Below are 12,504 nucleotides of genomic sequence, written 5' to 3' on the forward strand. Positions count from 1 at the left end.
TCCACAAGCTGGAATTCAGACCTGAACCGGCCTGAGTTCAGCGGGTCAGGCCGGGGTTTTAATCCGGTAAATGGAGCAGTACATCAGGGGTAAGAACACCAGCGTCAGCACAGTCCCAAAACCCAGACCAAACATAATCACCACCGCCATGCTGGCAAAAAAGTCGTCCGAGACCAGTGGGATCATGCCAAGAATGGTCGTGATAGCAGCCATGGCCACAGGCCGGACCCGGCTGACGGCGCTGTCAAACACGGCCGCAAACGCCTCTTTGCCTTCTGACAGCTCCAGCTCAATCTGATCCAGCAGCACAATGCCATTTTTCACCAACATACCGGATAAGCTGAGAAAACCCAGCAAGGCCATAAAACCAAAAGGCGCCCCAAGCAGCAGCAAACCGCAGGTGACGCCAATAATGGCCATGGGCACGCAGGCCCAGATCACCGCCGCGTCGCGCATGGAGTTAAACAGCAGTACGGTAATGACAAACATCACCAAATAACCCAAAGGCAATGAGCTGAACAAGGCTTTTTGGGCTTTGGTCTGCGCTTCCAGTTCGCCGCCCCACTCCAGTTGGTAACCCGGTGGCAACGGGATAGCTTCGATGGCTGGCCGCACCCGTTTTAATAAGGCGGCTGCAGTGTCGTCACTCAGCACATTGTGGTCAGCCATCAGGGTTAAAGTGCGTTTGCGGTCGCGCCGCATGATTTGCGGATCTTCCCATTCAACATGAAAACCTGACACCACCTGACTGATGGGCACATAACGGTTCAGTTTGCTGCTGTACACCTGAATATCTGTCAGCGCATCCACATTGTGCCGTTCGGCTTGCGGTGCGCGGGTGATAATGGGCAACAAATGGGTGCCGTCGCGGTAAATACCCACTGTTTTGCCGCTGACATGGGTCAGCAGTACATCGTCAATATCCTGTTTGCTGATGCCGACCCTGCGCGCTATGGCTTCATTGAACTGAGGCCGGATCACCTTCACTCTGTTGCTCCAGTCGTCCCGCAAATTGGTGGTACCGCTGTCTTGCTGCAGGATTTGTCTGGCCTGCTCAGCCAGTTGCCGCAAGACCTGCGGCTCAGGCCCACTAAACCGGGCTTCAATTTTCGCCGTGGTGGCCGGCCCCACTTCCAGCCTTTTCAGCTTGTGCAGCAAACGCGGCTGCTGTTCAGTGACATAACGGCGCACGTCTTTCATGCGTTCAGTCAGCAGGGATAAATCCTGCACCCGCACAATCAACTGGCTGTAACTGGCATAGAATTTTTCCGGTTGGTAAGTCAGCATAAAGCGGTCGGCCCCACGGCCACTGGTCAGTGTGACAGCTTCCACCCCTTCCAGGCCTTGCAGGTAACGCACCAGCTCCTGCGCATCCAGGTCGGACTGACGAACGTCCGTCCCCGCTGGCTGCCACAAGTCGACCAGGAAAATAGGGGTGGTGGATGGCGGGAAAAACACCTGTTTCACTTTGGCAAACCCCAGCACCGACAGCACCAGCAACACCAGCATCAGGCTGTAGCTGACCACTCTGTACCTGAGCGCCGCGCCGAGCAAGGCACGATAGGCGTCAAAAATCACCCCTTTGTACAGTTCTGGCTCGGCCTCAGCCGCCAGTGCCATTTCTTTTTTGAAAAACAGGCTGGCAAAAAATGGGGTCAGGCTGATGGCGGTCAGCCAGCTCAGCAATAAACTGACTAACAAGACCCAAAACAGGGAGCCGGCAAACTCCCCGGTGGAGTCACTGGACAGACCTATAGGTGCAAAGGCGGTGATGGCGATGACTGTGGCGCCAAGCAGCGGCCACTGCGTTTGTTTTACAATGGCAGACGCGGCCTGCGCCACGCTCAGACGCCGCTGCAAACCAATTAAAATGCCTTCGGTGACCACTATGGCATTGTCCACCAACATGCCAAGCGCAATAATCAGCGCCCCCAGGGACACCCGCTGCAGCTCAATTTGCATTTGCTGCATAAAGATAAAGGTGCCCAGCACGGTCAGCAGCAAAATCAGGCCAATCAGCACGCCACTTTTCAGCCCCATAAAGACCAGCAGCACCACTATGACAATAGCCACGGATTCCACCAGGTTCAGCACAAAGCCCTGCACCGATACTTCCACTTCAGCCGGCTGGTTGTAAACCGTATTAATGTCCATGCCCACAGGCCGGGCGTATTCCAGTTGCTGCAACCGCTCTGCCACCGCCTGCCCGACATTCACCACATTGACGCCACTGGCAAAAGAAATACCCAGCGTTAAGGTGTTTTTGCCATTGAACTTCAGGATCTGGCTGGGAGCTTCCATCACATCGCGGTACACCCTGGCGACGTCGCCCAGATAAATCAGCTCCTTCGCGGCTGGATTGCTGATAATCAGCTGTTCCAGCTCCTCGACAGACTGAAACTCGCCGGTCGGATGAATACGGATCCGATCTTCGCCTACTTTAATGCTGCCGGCGTTGGACACCACATTCTGGGTTTGCAGCAGACTGGCAATTTGTGCCGGCGGAATACCTAAGGCAGCGAGGCGGGAGCGGGAAAATTCCACCACCACCTGCTCCTGCTGGCGGCCACTGACCGACACTTTGCCCACCCCATCGACCAGCACCAGCTCACGACGCAAAAAGTCGACATAGTCACGGATTTCTTCGTCGCTGTAGCCCTCCCCAGTGATGGCATACAAAATGCCATACACATCACCAAAGTCATCATTGACCACAGGGGTGCCCACACCGGGAGGCAGCTGGGGTTTTAAGTCATTGACCTTGCGGCGCAGCTCGTCCCAGATTTGTTTCAGCTCTTTGGCGCGGTAGATGCCTTTCATTTCCACCATGATCTGCGAACTGCCTGCAGTGGAAATGGACGTGACATGATCGACATAAGGCAGTTGCTGAATGGCACTTTCCAGCGGGTAACTGACTTCTTCTTCCACCTGCAGCGGCGAAGCACCGGGGTACTGTGTCAGAACCATCGCCTGTTTCAGCGTAAACTGCGGATCTTCCAGCCGCCCCAGCCCCAGATACGCCAGAATGCCGCCAATCAACAAAATGGCGGTCACCATCCAGGAGGAGGTTTTATTGCGGATAAAATACTGTGCAACATCCATGGCTCAGAGTCCCCGCTCGCGCTGCCAGGGCCGGACTTTTTGCCCTTCCTGCAGTTGGTACACCCCGGCGGTGACCACCTGGTCCCCTGCATTCAGGCCTGAGCGGATTTCCATTCCCTGTTGGGTCAGACGACCTACAGTGACGGCACGGCGACTGACCTGACCTGTGTCAGGTTGATAAACCCAGACAAACTGCTCTTGAGTGTCCGCAGGCTGGTCATTGGCAGAAAACACGGCGCTGGCTGGCACCAGCACTGTATTTTGCGGCAGCTGCATCAGGGCACTTAAGTCGGCGATCAGATTGGCAGTCATACCGGACAACACATTAAATTCGGTGGGTTGCGGCATGGAAAACACCACTTTAAAGCTATTGGTGGCGCTGTCGGCTCTGGTGTCCCACTCTTTAATGCTGGCCTTGAAGCTTAAGCTCGGGTAGGAATCAAACACCACATCCGGCTGATACTGCTGATCTTTTTTAACCAGCGCTATCACATCTTCCGGAACCTGGATTACCACATCGACCATGCCTTTTAATTGCAGCTCCAAAATGGCCTGCTGCGCGGCTACATTTTCGTGGTTCTCCACCAGAGTGCGCGACACAATGCCGCTGAAAGGCGCCACCAGATTGGTGTAACTTAAATTGGTTTCAGCGGTTTTTAAATCGGCTTCCGCCACCTGCAACTGGGCTTTGGCTTCATCATAAACAGCCTGCGACACCAGTTTTTGGCCAATCAGCGAATCCGCCCGGTCAAACTGAGCTTTCGCCAGCTGAAAACGCGCTTTGGCCTGCTCAACTTTCAGTTTGAAATCGGTCTGGTCTAACTGGCCCAGCAACTGACCTTGCTTTACTTCCTGGCCCGGTCGGATGGAAAACTGAGTCAGTTTGCCACTGACCCTGAAGGTCAGCCTGGCATTTTCGGTGGGTTCCACCACAGCGGGAAACTGACGTTTCAGCCGGGCTGAACCATCATCGACCTGAAACAGCTTCACAGGCCGGGGGCCGGTGTCTGTGACCGCAGTTTCAGGTTTAGAGCAGCCAACCAGAGTGGTCAGCGTCAGGCCAAGCAGCCAGCATGATAAACGCATGGAAATCTCCCTTATTCCTTCCAGAAAACAGCACTATACAAAAGCCATTTTGAAGTTAAAATTTATATTTATTTCTTTACTTCATAAAGAAATCTTATAACCCCTGGGGTTCAGACCGAAAACAACCGATGAACTTACAACAACTGCATATTCTGGATGCCATAGTGCACAGCGACAGCCTGCAACAGGCCGCACAGAAACTGCATAAAACCCAGCCCGCTTTAAGCATGGCGTTGAAAAAGCTGGAGCAGGAGTGCGGTTTTGCCCTGCTGGATCGCAGCCAGTACCGGCTGCAGCTCACTGCTGCAGGCCAGCGCTTTTACCTGCAGGCCCAACAGGTGTTGCAACAAAGCCACCAGCTGAAATCCCTGGCCCGGCATTTAAGTGCAGGGGCAGAGCCCAGTTTACGCATCGCTTTTGACGAAGCCGTGAACCTGTCTGAGTATTTACCCGTTATTGCCGCCGCGCAACAGGCTTATCCTCAGACAGAGCTGCAACTGAGCTGTGATTACCGTTTGAAAGCACTGGAAAAACTGCAGACACAACAAGCAGACTTAGCGATCAGCCCCTGGTACGACGTATTTATTGGTTTGGGTGATTTTGAGTCTGTGGCCGTCGGCCGCTTTGAACTGGTCTGTGTCGCCAGCCCCGAATTAGTGAGCCGCCTGGACGCCCCTTTAACGCAACACACCCAATTGGCAAGCTTGCCGCAGCTGGTGGCCGATTCCGATACGCTGAGTTTTGATGCAGGTGCCTTGTTGCCACTGCAGTCGCCTCACCGGGTGAAAGTGAACAACAGCCAGTGTATGAAACAGGCCCTGCTGGCCCATTTGGGTTGGGGGATGGTCGCCAGGTACCAGGTGCAGGCCGAACTGGAATCGGGCAGTCTGGTACAGCTTCACCCCACTGAGTTTCCGCGTTTTATCGGCGGTGAAGTGCACCTGGTGCGGCACAGGCATGTATTGCCCGGCCCGGTGGCCGATTCCATCTGGCAGCAACTGGCCACAGGGACTTAGGCCTGCACCAGCTCTGCCTTTAATCGGCTGAGAACCTCAGACACCAGAGCAGCAGCCCGCTGCGGATGACCAGATTCCACATAACAGCGCAGCTCGGGGGCATTGCCTGAAGGGCGCAGATGCAGAATGTCACCGTTGCTTAATGTCAGCCGTAATCCATCTGTGTTATCAAGCCTGACCACCTGCATACCAGACAGCCCCAGGGTGCTTAACAGCTGCTGTGGTGCCGCCTGCGCCTGCGCCAACAATGCTTTACTGCGTGTGACAGGCACCTGTTGCAATCGATCACTGGCGGTAAAACGCTGAGGCAACTGCGCCGAAAGTGCAGACAACGGCTGCGAACCTGCAGCCAGCAGCAATGCAAGTACCGGCAGCAACGCATCTCTGGTTGGCAAGGCGGCCAGCGCTCCCGATGCCAGTTGCAGCGGGCTGCCCAGAATAAAACCCCCATTGGCTTCAAAGCCCGCATAAGACTCTGCAGCGCCCTGCCAGGCATCAAAAGCCGCTATCACGTAAGGCGAACCTATCCGGGTGCGCACCACCTGGCTGAAAGCACCACAAGTTTCTATTGCCGTATTGCAGCTGACCGGCACCGCCAAACGGCCAATTCCCAAAGCTTTGGCACACAAGAGCCCGACAATATCGCCACGCAACCATTGGCCTTGTTCATCGGCAATCAATGGCCTGTCGCCGTCACCGTCGGTGGAAAAAATGGCGTCAAAACCAAAGCGGGCCGACCAGGCTCTGGCTTTCTGCTGGTCCTGTTCAGACACGGCTTCGGTGTCCACAGGCACAAAGGTGTCGGTGCGCTCCAGCGGAGTCACACGGGCGCCTAACTGTTCAAACAAGGGACGGTAGATATCGCGGCCGGCACTGGAATGCTCGTAGACCCCAATATGTTTTCCCTGCAGGCAACGCGCAGGAAAAGCCTGCAGATAACGCGTCATATAAGCAGTCGCCGCCGCATCACTGCATGGCGGCAATTCAGGTTCATAGTCAGCCAGCCGGGAGCAGACTGACCCGATCGCCTGCTCATCGGCTTTGCTGATTTCACCATCGGGCCGATAGAACTTCAGGCCATTGCGGTCAAATGGAATATGGCTGCCTGTCACCATCACAGCGGGGATCTTGTCCTGCATGGCTTTAAAGGCCAGGGCCGGAGTGGGCACTACGCCATAATAATCCACCTGCACACCGCAGGCCCTGGCCATGCCAGCGCAGGCAGCGGCCAGCTGCGGGCTGCTGGGTCTGTTGTCGATGCCCAGTGCAATACGGTCAAACACAAAACCTTGCCGCATGACCTCAATAAATGCCTGAGTAAAGGCGGCACAGTTGTTGTTGCTAAAATCACTGACCAGCCCCCTGGCACCGCTGGTACCAAAAGCGATACCACTCTGGCTGAGAAGCTGCGAAACCATCAAGGCCATAGTTACACCCTGCCGTAACGGTCAGAAAAACGCACTATGTCGTCTTCCCCCAAATAAGACCCCGATTGCACTTCAATCAATTCCAGCGGAATTTTGCCGGGGTTTTCCAGTGCATGCACGGCCCCCAACGGAATGTAGACTGACTGATTCTCTGACAATAAGCTTTCTTTGCCGTCCACTGTGACCTTGGCCGTGCCACAGACCACAATCCAGTGTTCGGCGCGGTGGTGATGCATTTGCAAGGATAATTTTTCGCCCGGTTTCACACAAATACGTTTCACCTGATAACGGGCACCGCTGTCGATGGAATCGTAATGCCCCCAGGGACGGTAAACCTCGCGGTGGATCCTGTGCTCAGTGCGGCCAGCCGCTTTTAACTGCTGAACTATGGTTTTGACGTCCTGCACTTTGTCTTTGGCAGCCACCAGCACGGCGTCTTTGGTTTGTACCACCACCATATTGTCCAGCCCGACAGTCGCCACCAGACAGGTTTGGGCCATCACAAAGTTATTGGAGCTCTGAACCGCCAGCACATCGCCCTGGTGCACGTTGCTATTGGCGTCTTTCGGACTGATGTCCCACAACGACGACCAGGAACCCACATCACTCCAGCCCGCATCCAATGGGACGACCACAGCGGCGTCGGTTTTTTCCATCACGGCATAATCGACTGAGTCGTCCGGGCAGGCCAGAAAAGCCTCTGAATTGACGCGAATAAAATCCAAATCGGGGGTCACTTCAGCCATGGCCTGCTCACAGGCGGCATAAATGTCAGGGCGAAATTGTTTCAGCTGCTGCAAATAAACGCTGGCACGGAACAGAAACATACCGCTGTTCCAGTAGTAATCACCACTGGCCAGGTACTGTTCAGCCACTTGCTGTTTGGGTTTTTCGACAAACTGCCCGACGCGGTACGCAGCAACATCTCCGGCCAGAGCCATGCCCCGCCGGATATAGCCGTAGCCTGTTTCCGCCGCGGTAGGCACAATGCCAAAAGTCACCAGCAAACCTTGTTCCGCCAGTTTTTCCGCCTGGCGCACTGCCTGCTGAAACTTGTCGTTCTGTGCAATCACATGATCGGCGGCCAGCACCAGTAACAAAGGATCCTGCGCTTTGTTCACCGCAGTAAAAGCGGCCAGTGCGATGGCTGGCGCCGTATTGCGCCCGGCCGGTTCAAGAATAATGTTCTGGTTCAGCTGGTCTATTTGCCTGAGTTGTTCCGCCGCGACAAACCTGTGCTCTTCATTGCAAATCAGCAGCGGCGCACTGCAGTCCAGCCCACCTAAGCGGTCCACTGTGGCCTGCAACATGCTGTGATGGCCACTCAGTTGCAGAAACTGTTTTGGCATTAAATCACGTGACAAAGGCCATAAACGGCTGCCGGTTCCTCCGGCCATTATTACAGGGAAAATCATAACTATCCTTCAGCCTGACAGGGCTCTTAACAGAGTTTGCTGTAAGCTACCACAATGCACTCTTGATGCTAAGCAAGCCGCGGCTTTTTGTCGTAAATACCAACAGAAAAGGCCCTCACGGGCCTTTTCTTCGGACATCAACGGTCGGGCGCTACACTCAGAAGCGGTAGCTGACCCCCACTGAATACAGATCATCTGCCGTTTCCAGGGTGTCAAAGGCCACTTCAGCCTGCACCGACAGGTTTTGCATGGCAAACCAACGGGCACGCAGGCTCAGGCTGTCTTCGCTTTCGCTGAACACGCCATCCGATAACCACTGATACCCCACACCGGCAGAGAAATTTTTACCGAAGTAATAATCGGCGCCAACGCCGTAGCGGGTTGTGGACCAATTACGGTAATCAAGAACAGTGGCTTCCAGATTCATCATGTCGCCTGTGCCCAGGTCCCACAGTTTCTTGGTCATCACGCCGTAGTTGGTGGTGCTGCCACCTTCATCCGGGCTGCTGTGCTCAGCAATAGCGCCAACCAGCCAGTCATTGGTAATAAAGTAACCCAGGCTGGCATCGACCTGCTGATCATTGGTGTTGCTGAAATGTGTCCATTCCAGTGAACCGTAGAAATTATGCTGGGACGACATGAACTCACCGCCCACTGACCAGTTGTTCTGATCGTCGCCATCAACAGAGAAACGGCCTAAGGTAGCAAAGACGCTGGCGTTTTTATTGATAAATGCACTTTCAGCCAGAGGCGCGTTGCCTGAAGTGTCTACAGGGGACAGATAAAAACGGTGGCTTAACTGCCAGGCATCCAGGTCTGACTCTGTATTGGCGATATCGCCCCAGCCATAGTTCAGGGTTGTTTCGTTCTGATACGTGTTGGCAGCCACACCGGTAGACACAGCTGCAATCATTAATGCCAGTAAAGAACCTTTCATACAAACATTCCTTTTATGTTAGAAAACGCAGGCACTGTACCAAGGGTTAACTTAATGATTTCTGAATAACATTGTGAAAATATGTAAACATTTCAAATGGATAAAAAACAACCAGCGGGATCAGTTACAACCCCGCTGGTGGGAGACAAGGCTAGATTTCAAGCAGGGCTTCACGCAATTGATGAATTTGGTCGCGCACGGCAGCCGCCTGTTCAAACTCCAGGTTTTTGGCGTGCGCCAGCATTTTCTGCTCCAGTTGTTTAATTTCGGCCTGCAACTGATAGGGGGTTTTGCCTTTGGCCAGCTTCAGTTTTTCTGCCACTTTAGGTTCAGCATTGTCTTGGCCCAGGTCCATCACATCGGCCACTTTTTTGCGAATGGCCTGCGGCTGAATCCCATGCTGTTCGTTGAAGGCTATCTGTTTGGCGCGGCGACGTTCGGTTTCGCTGATGGCTCTGTGCATGGAGCCTGTGATGCGGTCGGCATACAAAATGGCTTTCCCGTTCAGGTGACGGGCAGCACGGCCTATGGTCTGGATCAGTGACCGCTCTGAGCGTAAAAAGCCTTCTTTGTCGGCATCCAGTATCGCCACCAGCGACACTTCCGGAATATCCAGACCTTCCCGCAACAGGTTAATGCCCACCAACACATCAAAGACTCCCAGACGTAAATCGCGGATAATCTCCATCCGCTCGACCGTATCAATGTCTGAGTGCAGGTAACGCACTTTCACACCATGTTCAGCCAGGTAATCAGTCAGATCTTCGGCCATCTTTTTGGTCAGGGTAGTCACCAGCACCCGCTCCTGCCGCTGCGCCGCCTGATAAGCTTCGGATAACAAATCGTCCACCTGGGTCGCCACAGGGCGGATGTCAATTTGCGGGTCCACCAGGCCGGTAGGGCGTACCACCTGCTCCACCACTTCGCCAGCTGAATGCTTCAGCTCGTAGTCGGCTGGTGTGGCTGACACGTAAATACGCTGCGGCGCTATGGCTTCAAACTCCTCAAAACGCAGTGGCCTGTTGTCCAACGCCGATGGCAGCCGGAATCCGTAGTTCACCAGGTTTTCTTTGCGTGATCGGTCACCTTTATACATGGCGCCTATTTGCGAAATGGTCACATGGGATTCGTCGATAAACATCAGGCCATCGGCCGGGAAATAATCCAGCAAGGTTGGCGGTGGTTCACCTTCGGCCCGGCCAGACAAATAGCGCGAGTAGTTTTCGATACCGGAGCAATACCCCAGCTCCACCATCATTTCCAGATCAAACAAGGTACGCTGACCAATACGCTGTTCTTCAATCAAGCGGTTTTCCGCCAGCAGCTGAGCGCGTCTGTCCTTGAGCTCCAGTTTGATCCTGTCAACCGCTTCCAGAATTTTTTCCCTGGGCGTCACATAGTGAGTTTTCGGATAAATGGTGTGACGGTTGACGACCTTTTCTACCGCACCGCTTAAGGGGTCGAACAGGCTGATGCGTTCAATTTCTTCGTCAAAGAGTTCCACCCGGACGGCAATTTCATCTGATTCGGCCGGAAAAATATCAATCACGTCCCCACGTACCCTGTAGGTGGCGCGCTCAAAGGCGACGTCGTTGCGGTTGTATTGCAGCTCCGCCAGACGACGTAAAATGCTGCGCTGGTCAACAATGTCTCCCACTTTCAGATGCAACAGCATTTTCATATAAGACTCAGGGTCGCCCAGACCATAAATGGCCGACACCGATGCAATAATGACCACGTCACGCCGCTCCATCAGCGCTTTGGTGGCCGACAGCCGCATTTGCTCGATATGCTCATTAATAGAAGCGTCTTTTTCAATAAAGGTGTCGCTGGCCGGTACATAAGCTTCTGGCTGGTAGTAGTCGTAATAGGACACAAAGTACTCCACCGCATTATGTGGAAAAAATTCCTTCATCTCGCCATAGAGCTGTGCGGCCAGCGTTTTATTGTGCGCCATAATCAGCGTGGGTCTGTTCACCTGGGCTATCACATTGGCCATGGTGAAGGTTTTACCTGAGCCTGTAACCCCAAGCAGAGTTTGATGCGCCAGACCAGCGTCCAGCCCATCGACCAGCTGGCGGATTGCAGCAGGCTGGTCGCCCGCAGGCTGATAATTCGATACCAGTTCAAAATCTCGGCTCATACCGGGGCCTCCTGACCTTGCAGCTGTGCCACTTTATGTTTAAACCAAAAACGCGCCAGAACAGAGGTGCAGCAATTGGCCAGCAAGCAGCCGGCAAAGACGCCCAGCACACCGCCGACCTGTCCGCCAACCCAGGCAAAAGGCACATAAAATACAAAAAGCCGCACCACGGACAACTGCAAGGCACTGAGCGGCAGATGCAGCGCATTAAAAGAAGAATTGGTCAGAATAATCAGGCCCTGCAGGCCATAACCTAAAGGCAGGATCCAGATAAAGTAGCGGATATAGACGGCGACCTGTTCGTCGGACGTAAAAGCCGCCGCTATCCAGGGGGCGCTGACACACAGCAACAGATACACCACCAGTTGCCACTGCAGAATAAAGCGGATGCAGGTGTGGTAGGCCTGCTCAATGCGCTGGTAGGCACAGGCCCCCAGGTTCTGACTGATAAAAGGCGGCAGGGTCATCGACAAGGCCAGGATCACTAAAGAGGCTATGCTTTCCAGCCGCGCGCCTACACCAAAAGCCGCGACCGCCTCTGCACCATAACTGGCCATTACTGCAGTCAGTACGGCCATCGCCAGCGGCGTCAGCATATTGGCCCCCGCAGCCGGTAAACCTATATGCAGAATTTTCCGGCTGATGCGGCAAAACTCCTGCCAGTTCTGATGACCGGGGTCCACCAGCTTTCGCTTGAACACCAATAAATGCAGGATCAAGCCAAAACCAAGCAGCCAGGACACCACACTCGCCAGGGAAGCTCCAGCCACCCCCATAGCGGGCACCGGCCCCCAGCCAAAAATAAAGATGGGGTCCAGCACCGCATTTAATAAACCGGCACAGGCCATCAGAACACTGGGCGTTTTGGTGTCCCCTGCGGCCCGCAGTACCGCATTGCCAATCATAGGGGTGATCAGAAACACAGCGCCAAGAAACCAGATTTCCATGTACTGATGGATAAAAGGCAGGGTATCGGCTTTGGCCCCTAACAACCGGAATAAAGGGTCAATGCTGAAATAGCCGATCACGGACAAGACCGCTACCAGATAAGCCGATAACCAGAGTGCTGCCAGACCATCGGCTTTGGCGTCCTGCTGTTGCCCAGCTCCCAAAGCCCGGGCTATCACGGCCGAGGTGCCGATGCTCAGTCCAATGGCCAGACTGATCACGGTAAAGGTGACCGGAAAGGTGAAGCTGACGGCGGCCAGTTCAGCCGTGCCCAGCATACTGATAAAAAAGGTATCGACCAGGTTAAACGACATCAGGGTGATCATGCCAAACAGGACCGGCACTGTCATTTGTGTCAGCGTTTGGCGAATATCACCTTGCAACAAATCGGGCTTAGCGGAGGAAGAATCAGTCATTACTATTACTTCAG

8 protein-coding genes are annotated in these 12,504 nt (G+C 54.2%); 1 reads left to right on the forward strand and 7 read right to left on the reverse strand.

The annotated features are described in order from the left end of the window. Positions 1-45: 45 nt before the first annotated feature. Both WKJ03_RS04630 and WKJ03_RS04635 read right to left on the reverse strand, forming a co-directional pair. A complete protein-coding gene (locus WKJ03_RS04630; protein ID WP_337840997.1) occupies positions 46-3,102 on the reverse strand; it encodes an efflux RND transporter permease subunit in 3,057 nt (1,018 codons plus the stop codon). A gap of 3 nt (positions 3,103-3,105) precedes the next feature. Beyond that, a complete protein-coding gene (locus WKJ03_RS04635) occupies positions 3,106-4,188 on the reverse strand; it encodes an efflux RND transporter periplasmic adaptor subunit (protein WP_337840998.1) in 1,083 nt (360 codons plus the stop codon). 128 nt (positions 4,189-4,316) lie between these two features. Between WKJ03_RS04635 and WKJ03_RS04640 the strand changes: the two genes are divergently transcribed. Further along, positions 4,317-5,204, forward strand: a complete 888-nt coding sequence (locus WKJ03_RS04640) for a LysR family transcriptional regulator (RefSeq protein ID WP_337840999.1) — start codon at positions 4,317-4,319, stop codon at positions 5,202-5,204. Here WKJ03_RS04640 and WKJ03_RS04645 read toward each other — a convergent pair. The 5 genes from WKJ03_RS04645 to WKJ03_RS04665 all read right to left on the reverse strand — a co-directional run bounded on the left by WKJ03_RS04645 (position 5,201) and on the right by WKJ03_RS04665 (position 12,490). After that, positions 5,201-6,631 (reverse strand): phosphomannomutase, encoded by a 1,431-nt coding sequence (locus WKJ03_RS04645; protein ID WP_337841000.1) that lies wholly within the window; start codon positions 6,629-6,631, stop codon positions 5,201-5,203. The two genes, WKJ03_RS04640 and WKJ03_RS04645, sit on opposite strands and share 4 nt — an antisense overlap. Before the next feature lie 2 nt (positions 6,632-6,633). After that, positions 6,634-8,046, reverse strand: coding sequence for a mannose-1-phosphate guanylyltransferase/mannose-6-phosphate isomerase (locus WKJ03_RS04650; RefSeq protein ID WP_337841001.1), 1,413 nt, complete (start codon positions 8,044-8,046; stop codon positions 6,634-6,636). A 157-nt stretch (positions 8,047-8,203) separates the two neighbouring features. After that, positions 8,204-8,983 carry a putative porin gene (locus WKJ03_RS04655; protein WP_337841002.1) on the reverse strand — a complete coding sequence of 260 codons (780 nt, stop codon included), beginning with the start codon at positions 8,981-8,983 and terminating at the stop codon, positions 8,204-8,206. 151 nt (positions 8,984-9,134) lie between these two features. After that, positions 9,135-11,126 (reverse strand): excinuclease ABC subunit UvrB, encoded by a 1,992-nt coding sequence (uvrB, locus tag WKJ03_RS04660; protein WP_337841003.1) that lies wholly within the window; start codon positions 11,124-11,126, stop codon positions 9,135-9,137. Further along, a complete protein-coding gene (locus WKJ03_RS04665) occupies positions 11,123-12,490 on the reverse strand; it encodes an MATE family efflux transporter (RefSeq protein ID WP_337841004.1) in 1,368 nt (455 codons plus the stop codon). The genes uvrB and WKJ03_RS04665 overlap by 4 nt, the downstream gene beginning before the upstream one ends. Positions 12,491-12,504 lie beyond the last annotated feature (14 nt).

It is taken from the genome of Rheinheimera sp. (genome assembly GCF_037442525.1).
Taxonomy (GTDB): domain Bacteria; phylum Pseudomonadota; class Gammaproteobacteria; order Enterobacterales; family Alteromonadaceae; genus Pararheinheimera.

Excerpts from the sequence above, each read along its gene's own strand:
- WKJ03_RS04630 (WP_337840997.1), bottom strand. The coding sequence starts at position 3,102 with ATGGATGTTGCACAGTATTTTATCCGCAATAAAACCTCCTCCTGGATG.
- WKJ03_RS04635 (WP_337840998.1), bottom strand. The coding sequence starts at position 4,188 with ATGCGTTTATCATGCTGGCTGCTTGGCCTGACGCTGACCACTCTGGTT.
- WKJ03_RS04640 (WP_337840999.1), top strand. The coding sequence starts at position 4,317 with ATGAACTTACAACAACTGCATATTCTGGATGCCATAGTGCACAGCGAC.
- WKJ03_RS04645 (WP_337841000.1), bottom strand. The coding sequence starts at position 6,631 with ATGGCCTTGATGGTTTCGCAGCTTCTCAGCCAGAGTGGTATCGCTTTT.
- WKJ03_RS04650 (WP_337841001.1), bottom strand. The coding sequence starts at position 8,046 with ATGATTTTCCCTGTAATAATGGCCGGAGGAACCGGCAGCCGTTTATGG.
- WKJ03_RS04655 (WP_337841002.1), bottom strand. The coding sequence starts at position 8,983 with ATGAAAGGTTCTTTACTGGCATTAATGATTGCAGCTGTGTCTACCGGT.
- uvrB (WP_337841003.1), bottom strand. The coding sequence starts at position 11,126 with ATGAGCCGAGATTTTGAACTGGTATCGAATTATCAGCCTGCGGGCGAC.
- WKJ03_RS04665 (WP_337841004.1), bottom strand. The coding sequence starts at position 12,490 with ATGACTGATTCTTCCTCCGCTAAGCCCGATTTGTTGCAAGGTGATATT.